This is a genomic window from Vibrio ulleungensis, from assembly GCF_016900875.1.
GTDB classification, from domain to species: Bacteria; Pseudomonadota; Gammaproteobacteria; order Enterobacterales; family Vibrionaceae; genus Vibrio; species Vibrio ulleungensis.
In genome coordinates this window covers 432,061-448,823 of record NZ_JAFEUM010000001.1, presented here as the reverse complement: position 1 = coordinate 448,823, position 16,763 = coordinate 432,061, and the positions used below count along the sequence as shown (strand labels likewise).

The following is a 16,763-nucleotide window of genomic DNA, read 5'->3' as shown; positions in this document are numbered from 1 at the left end:
TCTGGAGTTGGCTCCGGCTCTGGTTCTGGTTCTGGTTCTGGTTCTGGTTCTGGCGTTGATGACCCAGTTGGTGAAACATTAACAATTGTATGATCAGGTGTCATTTCGCCATTCAAAACATCGGCGATCCAATCACGGTAATCAGCCACTTCAGTATAGGCCGAGGTAAACCTTGACGATGAAGAACCACATGACGTTGGTCCAAAACTCGCAACCCCTACCTGAATGTATTTGCCACCATCAAACCAATATAGTGGTCCACCTGAGTCACCTGAACAAATTGAGTTTTTAAATCCGCTGCTTGAGTCAATCTCGCCATCCATACAAAGCTGCTTGTCCGTCATTCTTGATGTGCAAGAACCTTCATACTTATAGGTTAGCGTTGTCTCCAATAGATCATCATCCAGTGAACCGCCAGCGTCAACGTACCCAAAACCGACCGCCATAAAGTCGTAAGCATCTGAACGATAGAGTGAAGAATCGCTGTTGCCCGCTAATGGAGAGAAGTACTGTGATGACAAATCCAAAGATTCTCTCAACTGGATGATTGCAATGTCATTTGGCCACGCTAATGACGAGCTATTTACATATTCAGGGTGGATGTAATACTTAGCCACCTTAACTTTTGGTATATACCCTTCCGAGTACTCGCTGCGTCTGCCCAATTGAACAGCGACTGCCGTATTACTGCGGACCGAGCTATTGGCTTGAACGCAATGCGCTGCAGTTAATACATGCCAATTATCTAAAATAGTTGCGCCACAATAAAGTTGGAAAGATGAATCATTAATATTCGGATCATAAGCGATTGCCGCCAATGAAGGGTAATCATTTACCGAGGCAATTTGCCCATTAATAATTCTCGTAGAAATATTAGATCTTGATTTTACACTGCTTTCTAGATCAACGACGCTCGGGAAATGAACTAATTCTGAGCCTTCCCCTGCATTCACACCAGCACAAAAGCTAAACGCAAATAGGTGTGGAACATACTTGTACATGACTGTGTTTCCATTAATAGTAATAATTATTTTGTTACAACTTAAATTTCCCAACACGCAGCGCTTCGTGTTAGTGACAGCGATACTAGCAACCAACAGCAGGGGCTTGCAAACGTGAAAAGGTTGTTTTTTGGTCAGTGAATTGTCGGTTAAATGTCAGGGAATGTATCAATTTGTATCTGCCGGGACATCAACAAACTTGCTACATGACGCTACAAACAGTTTACTTTTATCGGAGGGCGTACCAAAAAAAATTAAGCAAAACAGGGGAATGCGATCGAGCTATTTTGTATTAAAAGTGTTCAAATTTTACGCACTACTAGTACTAGTTCGAATATTAACTAATGGACTGGATAATTTTTTGGACCTGATATTTTGTGAAAATTCAAGTTTCAAAAATGAGAGATCGAGCAAGTTTATTTTTTCGACAAAAGATAGACGCGATGAATGCATAACTATAGTGCCATAATTTCCGCTTTATGATTTGGCACTATAGTTTATAAATTTAGTGGATATTAATAATTACAAATTATTAGATGATGGATGACTTATTTATGAGGTCGACTTATCACTGCTTTCAGCGTCAATGACGGAGTCGAACCATTCGTTACCATAAAGCGGCTCTAAGTCCGGCTCTTCAGCAAGTCGCTCTCTAAACGATGAGGAGTATTCCACGGCGTGTTGTAGATCGTAGATGGCTTGATTTTCAACACCGAGTTGAGCATACGCACAAGCACGTTGGAAAAATGCGTGTGCATTCTTATCATCCACTTCCAGTACCTTATTACAGATACTCATTGCCCAGTGGTACTCACGCATCTCTATTGCAGCGTCGGCTTTGTAGGTCAGCGCTTCTAAGTCACCAGGGCGGATTTTAAGAAGCTCATCGTAGATGGCAATCTTCTGCTCTGGTGTCGGCGCATTTTGAGAGCGTAACCAAAGCTTCTGTACTTCATTAATGATTTCAATTTCACGGTTGTTTTCGGTAATGATCCGAGTTTTTCTGCGCAGCTCGCGCTCCAGAGACAAGAACTTCTTCTCATACTCCTGTGTCATTTGCGTTAATCGTTTATCCGCTAGCTCTTTAGTATTGACCTTAATATCCTTGATGGATTGCCAACCAATTACAGCGACGACCGACGCGACTGCTGCAATCAAATAGAAAAAGTAGTTAATAGTTACATTGGCGTAGTTGAGTGATTTATCCGCAACGGACAGTTCACGATCAGTGATCTCAACCACCATTCTACGCTCCAAATCTTGCTGATCTGTTCGCAGCGCCTTGAGTTCATCCAAAATATAACGCTCAAGCAAAGGCCTATCTAATAAAGGTTGTTGAGAGTGTGTCGAAGAGGCTTGTGTCTGCTCTGGGGAGGCAATAACGGCTTCGTCGGCAAGGACGTTTGGCACCATGAATGTCCATGCTGACAATAGCAGCAATAGCGAGTGTATTGGTCGAGTCATACTATGAAATTCCGCAAAGGATTGAATTATGTGAACATATTGAGTGTATCAAGAAAACTATTGAACACCACTTAGAAGGCACAAAAAAGCCCAGAATAATCTGGGCTTGTTGACGTTATTTTTGTTGGTTTGCTAAGCGCGGCCCATGAACTTAGCTTCAACAGTATTAATCTTAATCTTGTCGCCTGAGGCAATATACTCTGGTACCTGAACGGTTAGACCCGTGCTTAATATTGCAGGTTTTGTACGAGCACTGGCTGATGCGCCTTTAATGGACGGATCGGTTTCTTCAATCACTAGCTCTACGGTTGCCGGCAGTTCTAAGGCAACCGGGCTATCGTCTACCAACACAACTTGCAAGCCTTGGGTTTCTTCAGTCACAAATTGCAGCTCTTCTTCAATGGCCTCTTTATTGAAGTTGTATGGTGTGTAATCTTCATTATCCATGAACACATATTCGTCGCCATCCACGTACGAGAACATTGCATTGCGTCGGCTTACATCAGCCAGTGAAATAATCTCGTCAGCTTTAAAGCTTTCGTCTGCTTTTGCGCCTGTTGCTACATCGTACATACGCATGCGATAAAGACTTGCACCTGCTCGTCCACTTGGAGTGAGCTTACTGATCTCTTTTACGAAGTAGACTTTACCGTTGTGCTCTATTGCGGCACTTTTTTTGATTTCACTTGCCTTTGGCATGGAATGTTCCTTTACAGGGGTAGATTACGTTATGGACAAAAATTATCACGCTAATTGGATAGATCAAGTGAAATCTCCCCTACATGATGCAATCGTCGGTTTTTCACCTCAACAGAGCCAATAGTGGCTAATTTTAATTCAAGGTAAACATCACTGTTTACTTTTTGTGAGATTGCTTCTAAACTGCACTTGTAAGTTTACTTTTGTAAGGACACTGTGTGAAACGTATTGCTTTAGCTATTGGAGTTCTATTTATGACAAGCACCCTGAACGCGACTGAGTCATCAATCAAAGTCGATGGCAAATTTCAAAACCAAGAAATCAGCTACGACACTAAGCTCAGCCAATTGTGGGATATGACAAAAATGTACGCCAAAGCCAAGCGTAAGGAGCCCGCACCGACAAAAGAAGTACCACTGCTTAGCGTAAGCAGAGAGCAGCTCGACAGTATCGACACAGACTCTGTGTTTCGTCTTGGCCACTCGACGATGCTCATGAAAGTCGACGGTAAATACATCATGGCTGATCCAGTAATGAGTGAACGCGCATCACCTGTTCAATGGGCTGGACCAAGGCGCTTCCACCCTAACCCTATCGATGTTGACGCGCTACCAGTCATTGATGTGGTGATCATTAGTCACGACCACTACGACCACCTTGACCGTCCTGCGCTTAAGAAGTTAGACAGTAAGGTCACGCAATATATTGTTCCACTCGGTGTTGGTCAGCGTATGATCAATTGGGGTGTCGATGCCGATAAAGTGACAGAATTGGATTGGTGGCAAGAACACCAAGTCGACGGGATCAACTTTGCCGCAACACCAACTCAGCACTTTTCTGGGCGTGGATTGTTCGACAAAGACAGCACATTATGGGCTGGCTGGGTGATTCAAGGGCAAAACAGTAACCTCTATTTTAGTGGTGATAGCGGCTATTTTGGTGGATTCAAAACAGTTGGCGAAAAGTACGGTCCTTTCGACATTACCATGATTGAAACCGGTGCGTATAACGACATGTGGAAAGAGATCCATATGCTTCCAGAAGAAAGCGTTCAGGCTCATATCGACCTTAAAGGTAAAGCCATGATCCCAATTCACAATGGTACTTTCGATCTTGCTTTGCACGATTGGTACGAACCTTTTGAGCGCGCGCAATCGGCAGCGATCCAACATGACGTTCAACTGCTGACACCAAAATTTGGCGAACAAGTCGAGATACACAGTCCTGGAATTTACTCTGCATGGTGGCGTGAAGTCAGTGAAACAGAAGACTTAAAGCTTACCGCTGCTTCGGCTCAATAATATAAAAGAAAAGCCCCGCAATTAGCGGGGCTTTTCTAATCCAAGTTTTACTGGTCGTGCGTTCAGCTATAGAACGGCACCGTGATCACACACGATAGGTATTGAGGAACATCCCAATCGCCGATTCAATTATGGACCTCTCTTCGTCTTCCGAAGGCGCTTGTGCGCGCAGCATAAGTTGAGGCCAATAACCAAACGCTTTAAGTAGCGCCGTAAATTGCTTACACGCTCGGGGGATATCATCGACGTTCAATGCACCCGCACTCACCGCTTCTATCATCCAATCATTCAAACTGCTGTTACTTGCTGCAATGTTATCCATTACATCGCTCGATAATTCTGATTGATGAAAGAACTCACCAAACAACACTCTAGATAAATCAATAAATCGAGGCGCGCGCCACAACTCGAGCTCCATTTGAGCAATGTCAGCTAATTGAACCTCAACACTCAACTCAGGATTGAACGGGTAGTGAGTGGCAGCCTTTCCCTGCTCCCAGGTTTGTAGGGTGATTAGCTTGAAGAGTTCATCTTTGCTAGAGAAATGATTGTACACGGTACGCTTAGACACGTTAGCTCGCTGTGCAATGGCGTCCATGTTGGCTTTTTGGAATCCTTTTTCCAAAAACTCTTCTATGGATGCCTCGACGATAGCCTCACGCTTTAATTCGCTGACCGATTTCTTCTTTATTGTCATTTCTTTACTAAACTTACTTCAATGATTTTCGTCTATTTTACACTTATGAGTTTACTTTTCAATTTAGTTAAGTAAACTACACAGTGTAGTTTACTTATAGAAAAGGATCTGTCATGAAAAAAGTCGCTATTGTTACAGGAGCATCAACTGGTCTAGGTGCAAGCGTTGCGATTAAACTCGCTCAACAAGGTTACGTAACCTATGCCACGATGCGCAACCTAGCAAAAAGCCCTGCCTTGGAAGAAATGGCCAATAAAGCCAACGTCACATTGAACATCACTCAGCTTGATGTAGAAAGCAGCGAAAGCGTCAACAACGCCATTGCCAGTATTATTGCGGATGAAGGTCAGGTCGATCTTCTGGTCAACAACGCAGGGGCAGGCTTCGTCAAAACCACAGAGCATGCGTCAGAAGAAGAGATCGAATGGGTAACCAATGTAAATTACCATGGCGTTGTACGCTGCACTAAAGCGGTACTTGGCGCCATGCGAGAGCGCCAAAGTGGTCATGTTATTAATGTCACGTCTGTTGGTGGCTTGGTTGGACAACCATTTAATGAGCTCTACTGCGCGGCTAAATTTGCTGTCGAAGGCTACACCGAGTCATTAGCCTCGTACGTGACACCCTCTTTTGGAATCAAGTTTACAGCCGTTGAGCCAGGTGGTATTGCTTCAGAATTTGCCAACAGTGTCCTCAAACAGCTCACATCAACTGGGGGCATGCCAGAAGACCAATACAAACCGATTTTGGAGAACTACATTGCAGGTGCCCAATCCCGAGCGGCGCAGCAAGGTGATGTATATCAAACCGCCGATCAAGTTGCCGATGTGATCATAGACTGTGCAAACATGGACTCTCCGCCAGTAAGAACCAGAACCTCAGCATGGGGTGAGGAATTTACCTCGTTAAAAACTCAAGCCGATCCAGACGGCAGCAAACTGCAAGCGAAGATCAGTTCGCAACTCATTTAAGCCTGCAGTAACATTTTGCTAAAATCAAAAAAAACGGAAGCCATACGGCTTCCATTTTTGTCATTTCTGACGCTTATAGTTGATCAAGTCGAATATGACTGTTCTTTAAATCGTCTTGTGTGATGCCAGAGCCATCGTTCTGTTGGTTGAAGTGACGCAAAAGCGCCGCAATGGCATGAATAGACGACAATAAGTCACCAGTGTGCGCCGACTCTGAACCCGTGTGCATGTTGCGGATTGGGTAGCCAATGCTAATAGCAGCACTGTCGACACCCGCCAGTGCTGCGGCCATGCCGTCGGTACCCATATCGCGACCAGAAAAGTCGAGCTGGTACGGAATGTTTTGCTCGCGGCACACGTTCTCGATGCTTTTCACCAAAAACTCAGACGTTACCGAGCCGCGTCCAACGGTAAACCCTTCACCCATTTTCAATGGGTTCATGTTACGGCTGCCAATACCCGGCGCCGCTTCATAATCGTGGTTAACGTCCGTAGCAATCAGAACGTCAGGTTTCAACTCACCCACCAACAGTGTGGAGCCAAAGCGACCGATCTCTTCATGGGTTGCAACGGTGTACAACACGCGCACGTTGTCTAGCCCTTCTTTGGCCAGCATGCGGGCAATCTCAGTGACCGAGAAACAGCCTAAGCCGTTATCTAAGTACGCACCATAGAATGTGTCTGGTGATACGCCGCGTTTGATTGGGCGATCCAAAAGAATAGGATCGCCAACACGGATCCCCAGCGCTTCCACTTGCGCTTTACGATCGTCACCGTGAGTGTGCAATTCTAAATAGATAGATTCAGGTTTAATACCTTGCTCACCCGAGCGCTGCGCCGGAGTTGAGAAGTGAATTGCACCCAACGCTTCAACCGTACAATGATTGATCACTTTATATTTTGACGCGTCGTCTGGATGTTGGCAAAAGACTTGGACTTCATGTCCGATAAGCGTCGTTGGCAAAAACGAGTCGGTGTTGATCCACACCTTACCGTCGCTGTCGATTTTGCGCACTTGCATGCGAATTTTGTCGGCATGACCAACAATCATTACACTAACAAGGTCATCACGGCCCGGATGTGAGTCAAACACTAACCCTGCGTTTCCTTTAAATTGATGAATGCCCCACTCTTTTGGCATAAAGGATTCAAATTCTGGCTTGATGACGCCGTAAGTCATCGCAGCTTCAAACCCAATTGGCGAAGGTGCGGCTAAGACTTTTTTCATAAACTCAAATTGATCGCTCGGCATTTCTGTTTGCCAAACGGGTTTATTTTCCATGTCATTTGTAGAAGTCATGTTTTGCTCTTTCTCTTTGTGTACAACTGCCTCACACGTCAATAATCCACAAAATGCAGCGTTGCTGGATCATCGGCGGCAAGAGAAGCCGATACGCTATCGCTAGTTGCAATTAACTGCAAGAGCAATTGCCCCTTAGCGAAGCGATTTAGTTAGAATCCGGCTAAGTCATTCTGTTTTAATAACTCATTTAATAAGAGAAGAAATACCATCAATCATTTTAGTTATATCAATACGATAGGCATAAAAAAGCCCACCAAATGGTGGGCCAATTGTTAGTGTAAGTTAGCCGCGGTAATACCGCTGCGGCACAAACGGCATTTTACTTACTGTCATGGCAAGCATCTTACCGCGAACCTCAGCAAATACTTCGCTTTCAAGTGCTGCAAATTCAGGTTTTACATAGCCCATTGAGACTGGTTTGCCCGCATTTGGTCCCGCGGTGCCGCTGGTCACAACGCCAATTTCGTTGTTGTCAGCATCAAACAGCTTGGCGCCTTCACGCACTGGAGCTTTAGTTTGCCCAATCAAACCGACGCGTTTTTTCGAAATGGCTTTGGTGGCAATTTGCTCGAAGATAATATCAGCGCCTGGGAAGCCACCTGGGCGCGCACCATCTTGACGGCGTACTTTGCTAATGCCCCAAAGCAAACTTGACTCAACCGGTGTCGTCTCTGTATCCAGATCGTGCCCGTACAGACACAATCCACACTCTAAACGCAGTGAATCACGCGCACCAAGACCAATCCATTCAACTTCATCTTCCGCCGTTAGCGCATTGGCCAGCTCAAGTGCCTTGTCTTGTGGAACTGAAATTTCATAGCCGTCTTCGCCCGTATAGCCAGAGCGACTTACAATACAGTCCACACCCATTAGTGACACATTGTCGACTTGCATAAACACCATATCGGCTACTTGAGGTGCAAGGCGTGATAGCACACTAGACGCTTTTGGCCCTTGTAGTGCAAGCAGCGCACGATCGGTAATAACTTCAAGTGTGACATCTTCAGGCAGGTTTGCTTGAAGGTGTGTTATGTCTTGCTCCTTACACGCGGCGTTGACGACCACAAACAAGTGGTCACCCAAATTGGCGACCATCAAATCGTCCATGATCCCGCCTTGTTCGTTCGTGAAAAAGGCATAACGCTGCTGGCCTGCTGGTAAATCGATGATATCGACGGGAACAAGTGCCTCTAGCGCTGCAGCTGCGTTGGCCCCTTTTAGTCGTAGCTGACCCATGTGCGAAACATCAAACAGACCCGCATTGTCACGTGTGTGTAGATGCTCTTTCTTAACACCCAAACCATATTGCACTGGCATGTCGTATCCTGCAAATGGCACCATTTTGGCGCCTGCGTCTACATGCGCTTGATATAATGGGGTCTTAAGTAATGTATCCGTCATCTGTTTTTCTCCTAGTGCGGCTTGGCCGCTCTTTTTTATTGTTTGGTTCATGAAGCTCCGCAAGTTTGTATTGGCAAAACCACAGCATGCAAACGTTTGCGGACACTATAGGAAACTTTTGTTTTGTACTGTCTTTGGGTAATTACTATTTCGCCGTCACCCAAAGTATCTGTGCATCTTCTGTACTAGTGGATACCAGCATGTGCCCCATATTGGCATCGTAGTAGACACTGTCTCCCTCGCGCATCGCGAGCGGTTCGTAAAACTCGCTATAGAAAAGCACTTCACCGTCGAGGATTAAAAGAAACTCTTCACCGTCATGCCTAACCCAGTCTTGGTACTCATCAAACGCCCTTGCATGGATACGACTTTTAAACGGCATCATGCGTTTATTGGACAGTTGAGTGGCCAATAGTTCGTGCTCATAAGTGGGGGTTGGATGGGGTTTCCCTTCGCCCTTTAGGGTAATATCTCGGCGACCAGACGCTTGTTTTTTTACTGGTGGCTCAAAGAGTTGCGGCATATTTATGCTTAGACCAGTCGCCAACTTCTGCATAGCTTGAAAGGTCGGTGATATTTGCTCGTTTTCTATTTTACTCAATGTTGAACGAGCTAGACCTGTGCGCTGGCTTGCTTCTTCCAAAGTAATGCCCAGTTGGGTGCGGATCTCTTTGATTCGAACCCCAAGTTTTAGCGGCTCTATCGAGGTGTCGTCCGACGCCTTTTCGAGCGTCATCGATGGATACTCATCAAAAATAGATTCAGACATTCATCCCTCTCGCCTGCGATTCTTTGACTAAATAAGAAGCAGAATCTTGCCACAGCTTGACTATAAAAGGAAAGCTCGAGGTTTATTTTAGTGGAAAATTGCGCCTTAAGTTGGCAAATATGTTTCCTATAGGAAATTTTGCTTGAGAAAACGTTTGCTTCGGGCTATTTTACGCTCAATATAAATGAAAACTGTTCTGTTTTTCTGGAGACACACAATGGACATGACTCTTAAATTTACCGAAAGCCACGAGTGGGTTCGCGACAACGGTGATGGCACGGTAACAATTGGTATTTCTGATCACGCGCAAGGCCTATTGGGCGACGTAGTATTTGTTGACCTACCGGACGTAGAAGACGAAGTAGAAGCTGGCGAGAGCTTTTCTCTTGTAGAATCGGTAAAAGCCGCCTCTGACATCTACGCACCAGTAACGGGTGAGATTGTCGAAATCAATGAAGAACTAGAAGACAGTCCAGAACTGATCAACGAAGAGCCGTACGAAACAGGCTGGATCGCTAAAGTGAAGCTAAGCGATGCCAGTGAGCTCGACGGACTCAAAACTGCTGAAGATTACCTAAACAGCATCGAAGACGAGTAATCGATACGATTGAATAAAAGCAGCTTCGGCTGCTTTTTTCACTTTATATACCGCGTTTACCCACGACAAAGTTGCGGGTATTGACGCACCGCTTTCCTCAACAAGGACGTATGAAAACACAAGCCCGCAGAGGCGTTTTCCTACTCAGTTGCTCAACAAGATAACGATTATGTCAAAACTACTTTCGCAATTAGGCACCGCCAACGAATTCGTGGCACGCCACAACGGCCCAAATCAAGCTGATCAAAAAAGCATGCTTGATGTAATTAATGCAGACAGCCTGGATGCGTTAATTGACCAAACTGTTCCAGCTCAAATTCGACTCGAATCGCCAATGTCATTGGACAAGCCAATGAGCGAGTCTGACATGCTGGTCGCATTACGTAAGATTGCTGACAAAAATCAGGTCAAGCGTACCTTTATTGGTCAAGGCTACTACAACACCTTCACACCAAACGTTATCTTGCGTAACGTGTTTGAAAATCCTGGTTGGTATACTGCGTACACGCCTTACCAGCCTGAGATCTCTCAAGGCCGTTTAGAAGCATTGCTGAATTTCCAACAAATGGTCATGGACCTAACAGGAATGGAAATTGCCAACGCCTCTCTTCTAGATGAAGCGACCGCAGCGGCAGAAGCGATGACCCTTTGTAAGCGTGCGGGTAAAAGCAAAAGTAATGTGTTTTTTGTTGCAGACGATGTTCACCCTCAAACACTAGAAGTAGTTAAGACTCGCGCGGAGTTTATAGGCTTTGAAGTGCTCGTTGCCCCAATGGAGTCACTGGCGAAACAAGATGTATTTGGCGCGCTATTACAATACCCAAGCACCACAGGTGAAGTGCGCGATCTCACTGAGATTATTGCCGCAGCGCAAGCCAACAAAACACTGGTGACGGTAGCCACAGACCTACTCGCTTGTGCTCTACTTAAGCCAGCAGGTGAAATGGGCGCAGACGTAGTGATTGGTTCAGCGCAGCGCTTTGGAGTACCTATGGGCTTTGGTGGTCCACACGCGGCATTTATGGCCACTCGTGATAAACACAAACGCACCATGCCAGGCCGGGTGATTGGTGTGTCGATTGACACCAACGGCAACCAAGCCTTACGTATGGCGATGCAAACACGCGAACAGCACATCCGCCGTGAAAAAGCGACGTCGAACATCTGTACCGCCCAAGCATTGCTGGCCAATATGGCCGCGTTTTATGCGGTGTACCATGGCAGCGAAGGCCTTAAAACCATCGCGCGTCGTACTCACCACATGACCGCTATTCTTGCAGCAGGGCTGGCGAAAAAAGGCTTTGAACTTGCACACAACAGCTTCTTTGACACCATCACCGTAAACACAGGGGCAGAGACAGACACCTTGTATGAAAAAGCACTGCGTCTTGATGTGAACCTGCGTAAGTTTGATGAGCAACTAGGTGTGTCTCTCGATGAGACCACCACAGAAGCCGACATTCATATTCTGTTTGAAGTGTTTGATATTCATGACAAAGTCACCGAGCTTTCGGATGCAATTTCTGCCAACGAATTTGCCGCTATTCCTGAAGCATGTCGCCGTGACAGCGCGTTCCTAACGCACCCTGTATTCAACACGCACCACAGCGAAACGCAAATGATGCGTTACCTTAAGCAGCTAGAGAACAAAGATTTCTCGCTCACCCACGGCATGATCCCACTGGGCAGCTGCACCATGAAGTTGAACGCAGCCGCCGAAATGATCCCTGTTTCTTGGCCAGAGTTTGGTGCGATCCACCCGTTCGCTCCGGCGAAGCAAACCCAAGGCTATCAAATTCTCGCCGACGATCTTAAGAAAAAGCTGTGCGAAATCACCGGTTACGACGATTTCTCACTGCAGCCTAACTCTGGCGCATCTGGTGAATATGCAGGTCTTATTGCCATCCAACGCTATCACCAAAGCCGCGGAGAAGGTCATCGTAACGTATGTTTGATCCCAAGCTCGGCGCACGGCACAAACCCAGCGACTGCATCAATGGTTTCAATGAAAGTGGTGGTGGTGAAATGTGATAACGATGGCAACATCGACATGGATGATCTAAACGCCAAAATTGCAAAGCACGCTGATAACCTTTCGAGCATCATGATCACTTACCCGTCCACTCACGGCGTGTATGAAGAGCAAGTGAAAGAAGTGTGTGAGCTTGTGCATGCCGCTGGCGGTCAAGTGTACCTAGACGGCGCTAACATGAACGCTCAGGTGGGCTTAACGAACCCTGGCATTATTGGCTCAGACGTGTCGCACCTTAACTTGCACAAAACCTTCTGTATCCCGCACGGCGGCGGCGGCCCAGGCATGGGACCAATCGGTGTAAAATCACACCTTGCCCCGTTCCTACCCGGACACATTGAAAATGGCGCTCAAGGTGAAGATTACGCCGTTGCCGCAGCCGACCTAGGCAGCGCATCTATCTTGCCAATCTCTTGGGCTTACATCGCCATGATGGGCGAGCGCGGCCTAACAGACGCTACCAAAGTAGCCATCCTAAATGCTAACTACCTCATGGAGCGTTTGCGCCCACACTACCCGGTACTCTACCGCGGCAGCAATGGACGCGTAGCCCACGAATGCATCATCGACATTCGTCCATTGAAAGAAGAAACCGGCATTAGCGAAGAAGATATCGCCAAGCGCCTAATGGATTACGGCTTCCACGCGCCAACAATGTCGTTCCCAGTAGCCGGCACATTAATGGTAGAACCTACTGAATCGGAAGATTTGGAGGAGTTAGACCGTTTCTGCGAAGCAATGATCGCCATTCGCCAAGAAATGGACAAAGTTAAACAAGGCGAGTGGCCACTAGACAACAACCCACTGGTTAACGCACCGCACACTCAAGTCGACTTAGCAAAAGATGACTGGGAGCGTCCTTACTCGCGTGATCTTGCTTGTTTCCCGAGTAAGGCGACTAAGATTTCTAAGTACTGGCCTACGGTGAATCGAGTGGACAATGTTTATGGGGATCGAAATTTGATTTGTTCGTGCCCTAGTATTGGGGATTATGAGTAACGAAGATGGTGATTATCACCGATAACTAAGTTGACTCTAACTTAAATAATAAAAGGCGAACCAATTGGTTCGCCTTTTCAATTAGGCCTACCCTTTTTGTAGCTTCGATGGCACAGTTTTATGCAAAGCCGCATTCTCAATACTTCTGGCTACTACCATGGCAAGCTGAAGATTATCTTCAATTTTAAGTCATACCCTAGCAAAGTTAACTGTTAAACCGCCTTAGCCTGATTATGACTCTGAACAGCTCGAGCTTGCTGTACAAAACGTTTCATCAATATCGAAACCAGAAGCGCGAGAACGAAGGTTCCTGCAAAGATGTAGAGGGTCAATTCATAACTTCCCGTCGCAGTTCTTACATATGCCGCAATCTGTGGGCCGGCTAAGCCCGCTAAGGCCCACGCTGTAAGTACGTAGCCATGGACAGCCCCCAACTCTTTGGTACCAAAAAGGTCACCGATATAGGCAGGAAGAGTGGCAAAGCCGCCGCCATAGCACGTTAAAATGGCGTAAAGCACAACTTGGAACATCAGCACACTGGTGATGTTAGGTAATGCATAAAAGGCCACAATCTGTAGCACAAAGAATATGGTATAAGTATTGGGTCGTCCTAAGTAGTCGGATGCTGAAGCCCACGCAATACGCCCAAGCCCATTAAATAGAGACATCAAACCCACCACTCCGGCGGCTTCAGCCGGGCTTAAGCCTATACTTTCTTGCGCTAAAGGCGAAGCAGCATAGATCACTGCGATACCACAGCTAATGTTAATGAACATCATCGTCCATAGGCCCCAAAACTGGGGTGTTTTTACCGCTTCATTGGCAGTACTTTGACTCAAATCGGCAACGACTTCTTTTTCGCCCGCATCGACTGCCGCTTTCATTGCGTCGGGCATCCATCCCTCTGGTGGACGTTGTAGATAGTTTGCAGATACCATCATGATCACCAGATAACCAACCCCGGTGATAAACCAGGTATAAGCAATACCATTGCCCTCAACCGTGAACAGCTCAATAATATAATTGAACACCGGGCCACCAACCATTGCACCAAACCCAAAGCCCATGATAGCAAGGCCTGTCGCCATGCCTCGATGATCGGGAAACCACTTCACCAATGTTGAAACCGGAGTAATATAACCGATGCCCAGTCCAATACCTCCCAACACACCGTAACCAACCCAGATCACGTAGAGATTTTGGATTAATGCACCAAATCCAGCCAGCAGTAAGCCACTTCCAAAAAAGGCCGCTGCGAGCATGCCAGAGGTGCGTGGACCACGCTTTTCAACAAAACGCCCCATGACTGCAGCTGACAGCCCTAAGAAGAAGATAGCAAAGCTAAAAGTCCATGCGATCTGATTATTTGATGCGCCTTCAAGTAACTGCCCAAGAGGTTTTTTAAACACACTAAATGCGTAGACCGAGCCAATGGAAGCGTGTACACCAATCGCTGATGCGGCGATGAGCCAACGGTTTTTCATGTCCCTACCTCATGCAATATTGACTATGAAATAGGCTACACCGTGTTGCGCAATTGTTTCTTGATGTGTATCAATTGATATGCAGTAGTTAACACCCTGTTTCGCGGGCAGTCTTTTGGAGCACTTTTAAGCGATGTTGTAATCTACGTTTGATTTATTGCGGCCAGCTCAGTATCGTCAATAGCCGGTGTTTGCATATAAAAAGGATGAGCAACTCGCTCATCCTAGGAGGGATATTACTCTTACATTGAGCTTTGAGTCAGTTAACCCGCACTTCGGTAATGGATAAGATTAAGTCTACATTCAGTGCCCATGCGAGCGACTATCGAGAACCCTTACTTCAATGCCATGTAGTACCATTGGAGAAAAGCTGGACAGCATTGCGTGATGAATTACCGCAATTACGCTTTATAGCGACAACTGATAAGCACAAATATTCACTGCACTCGCCAAATTCAACGAATCAATCTTCCCACTTCCCGCAATTGTAAACGGCTGCGCATTACAGTCAGCGAGTGCTTGCTTTGGCACACCACGTGCTTCATTGCCAAACAGATAACAATCGTAGTCCGCAAACTGTGATGAGTTAACTTTATCGCCTTGCATATCAAGGTACGCAAAGCGCTTAAAGCGCTGGTTGAGCTCTTCGAGCTCCACACCTTGCTCGATTGGAAGATGGAAAATCGCACCCATGCTTGAGCGAACGACTTTTGGGTTGAACGGATCGACACTGTTTTGGCTCATGAGCAAGCGGAACTGCCCAAACCACGCGAGGCTGCGCAAAATGGTGCCGAGATTACCGGGGTCTTGTACTTCGTGGAGATAGATACAACGCTCGCCTTTTTTCAGCGGTTGGCTCTCTGATGCGGTTGGCAGCGGGACACAGGCAATGATGCCTTGTGGGGTTTTAGTGTCGCTGAGTCCTGCCATGCTTTTTTTGCTGATGGTGGTGATGGTGTAGGAGTGCTTAAGCTGTCCTACCCACTCTTGGTACTCTTCGGTCACGTACAAAATAGTGTTTTTTAGGTATGACTGAGACTGGGCGGCTTTGTCGAGCTCTAATATTAGGTGTTCACCTTCGACCAAATAGTGACCAAACTGCTCACGATATTTTTTTTGATGCAGCTTCTTTGCGTTGTCCAGTTTCATTTATTGTGCCTTACCTTGAATGTCGCGGCAGATTGTACCTTGTTGATTGGCAAAATGTCACCATTAGTGCGCTGCAGAGATTGGCAAAACAAAACGACGCGATTACAATAGCGCTCCCTTTATTCCGCGAAGATGGCGAAGATCCTATGGCACGTTCTAAAACCAGCAAAAAATGGCTCGATGAACACGTAAATGACCCTTATGTAAAGAAAGCTCAAATCGACGGCTATCGTTCGCGTGCAAGTTACAAGCTAATAGAGATCAATGAAAAAGATCAGCTGATTAAGCCAGGTGATATCGCGATGGATCTGGGTTCTGCGCCGGGTGGTTGGTCACAAATTGTGGCACCTATGGTAGGAGACAACGGTAAAGTAATTGCCTCCGACATATTACCGATGGATGGCATTGTTGGGGTGACCTTTATTCAAGGGGACTTCACTGACGAAGCGGTGTATGAGCGTATTTTGGAAACCATCGACGGTGAAGGGGTCGACGTGGTGATTTCGGATATGGCACCTAATATGAGTGGCGTGAAAACCACCGACCAATACAGCTCTATGTATTTAGTCGAGTTAGCGCTGGATATGGCGCGTAACGTGTTAAAGCCAGGCGGTAATTTCTGTGCCAAGGTGTTTCAGGGTGTTGGCTACGAAGAGTATGTAAAAGACGTTCGCAGCTCTTTTAATAAAGTGATCATTCGCAAACCTGCGGCATCGCGCCCTCGTTCACGTGAGGTGTATATCGTCGGTAAAGGCTTTAAAGGCTAGAGCGTCCAATGACTCCCTTTTGCAAGCTGGCGAAGGGGAGACAGTTCACTTACCGAGTAATACCACTCTACCTAACTGTCTGTTCAGATTACTGTTTGTACAGTGATTGCAGGAACCACTGCCTTTTG

The 16,763-nt window shown here is 46.4% G+C and carries 14 protein-coding genes; 5 read left to right on the top strand and 9 right to left on the bottom strand.

Annotation, left to right across the window (positions count from 1 at the left end; all coding sequences use genetic code 11):
* The 3 genes from JQC93_RS02180 to efpL all read right to left on the bottom strand — a co-directional run.
* Window positions 1-1,001, bottom strand: a 1,001-nt coding sequence (locus JQC93_RS02180) for a S1 family peptidase (protein WP_205156820.1), incomplete at its 3' end; no start/stop codon positions are given.
* 552 nt (window positions 1,002-1,553) lie between these two features.
* A complete protein-coding gene (locus JQC93_RS02175) occupies window positions 1,554-2,465 on the bottom strand; it encodes a TPR end-of-group domain-containing protein (protein ID WP_205156819.1) in 912 nt (303 codons plus the stop codon).
* A 132-nt stretch (window positions 2,466-2,597) separates the two neighbouring features.
* A complete protein-coding gene (gene efpL, locus JQC93_RS02170; protein WP_205156818.1) occupies window positions 2,598-3,164 on the bottom strand; it encodes an elongation factor P-like protein EfpL in 567 nt (188 codons plus the stop codon).
* Window positions 3,165-3,418: 254 nt separating this feature from the next.
* Between efpL and JQC93_RS02165 the strand changes: the two genes are divergently transcribed.
* Entirely contained in the window at window positions 3,419-4,465 is a 1,047-nt protein-coding gene (locus JQC93_RS02165) for an MBL fold metallo-hydrolase (RefSeq protein ID WP_205156817.1), read from the top strand.
* Window positions 4,466-4,550: 85 nt separating this feature from the next.
* On the opposite strand, the gene JQC93_RS02160 is transcribed toward JQC93_RS02165, so the two are convergent.
* Window positions 4,551-5,162 carry a TetR/AcrR family transcriptional regulator gene (locus tag JQC93_RS02160; RefSeq protein WP_205156816.1) on the bottom strand — a complete coding sequence of 204 codons (612 nt, stop codon included), beginning with the start codon at window positions 5,160-5,162 and terminating at the stop codon, window positions 4,551-4,553.
* Between the two features lie 113 nt (window positions 5,163-5,275).
* Here JQC93_RS02160 and JQC93_RS02155 point away from each other — a divergent pair, with 113 nt between their 5' ends.
* Window positions 5,276-6,133: an SDR family oxidoreductase gene (locus JQC93_RS02155; RefSeq protein WP_205156815.1), complete on the top strand. Its 858-nt coding sequence runs from the start codon at window positions 5,276-5,278 to the stop codon at window positions 6,131-6,133.
* Between the two features lie 73 nt (window positions 6,134-6,206).
* Here the strand turns inward: JQC93_RS02155 and JQC93_RS02150 are convergent, their stop codons facing one another.
* From JQC93_RS02150 to JQC93_RS02140, 3 genes are all read right to left on the bottom strand, one after another.
* Window positions 6,207-7,433: a M20/M25/M40 family metallo-hydrolase gene (locus JQC93_RS02150; RefSeq protein WP_236009246.1), complete on the bottom strand. Its 1,227-nt coding sequence runs from the start codon at window positions 7,431-7,433 to the stop codon at window positions 6,207-6,209.
* A 285-nt stretch (window positions 7,434-7,718) separates the two neighbouring features.
* Window positions 7,719-8,837, bottom strand: coding sequence for a glycine cleavage system aminomethyltransferase GcvT (gene gcvT, locus JQC93_RS02145; RefSeq protein ID WP_205157364.1), 1,119 nt, complete (start codon window positions 8,835-8,837; stop codon window positions 7,719-7,721).
* Window positions 8,838-8,982: 145 nt separating this feature from the next.
* Window positions 8,983-9,606 carry a helix-turn-helix domain-containing protein gene (locus JQC93_RS02140; protein WP_205156814.1) on the bottom strand — a complete coding sequence of 208 codons (624 nt, stop codon included), beginning with the start codon at window positions 9,604-9,606 and terminating at the stop codon, window positions 8,983-8,985.
* A gap of 217 nt (window positions 9,607-9,823) precedes the next feature.
* Between JQC93_RS02140 and gcvH the strand changes: the two genes are divergently transcribed.
* On the top strand, window positions 9,824-10,204 hold the full coding sequence (gene gcvH, locus JQC93_RS02135; RefSeq protein WP_205156813.1) for a glycine cleavage system protein GcvH: 381 nt from the start codon (window positions 9,824-9,826) through the stop codon (window positions 10,202-10,204).
* A gap of 169 nt (window positions 10,205-10,373) precedes the next feature.
* A complete protein-coding gene (gene gcvP, locus JQC93_RS02130) occupies window positions 10,374-13,235 on the top strand; it encodes an aminomethyl-transferring glycine dehydrogenase (protein ID WP_205156812.1) in 2,862 nt (953 codons plus the stop codon).
* 212 nt (window positions 13,236-13,447) lie between these two features.
* On the opposite strand, the gene JQC93_RS02125 is transcribed toward gcvP, so the two are convergent.
* Window positions 13,448-14,719, bottom strand: coding sequence for an L-lactate MFS transporter (locus JQC93_RS02125; RefSeq protein ID WP_205156811.1), 1,272 nt, complete (start codon window positions 14,717-14,719; stop codon window positions 13,448-13,450).
* A gap of 408 nt (window positions 14,720-15,127) precedes the next feature.
* The gene (locus JQC93_RS02120) at window positions 15,128-15,868 is read right to left on the bottom strand and encodes a TrmH family RNA methyltransferase (RefSeq protein WP_205156810.1); all 741 of its coding nucleotides are present in this window, start codon (window positions 15,866-15,868) and stop codon (window positions 15,128-15,130) included.
* 146 nt (window positions 15,869-16,014) lie between these two features.
* Here JQC93_RS02120 and rlmE point away from each other — a divergent pair, with 146 nt between their 5' ends.
* Complete coding sequence (rlmE, locus tag JQC93_RS02115) at window positions 16,015-16,635, top strand: 23S rRNA (uridine(2552)-2'-O)-methyltransferase RlmE (RefSeq protein WP_205156809.1); 621 nt, start codon at window positions 16,015-16,017, stop codon at window positions 16,633-16,635.
* The last annotated feature ends 128 nt before the right edge of the window (window positions 16,636-16,763 follow it).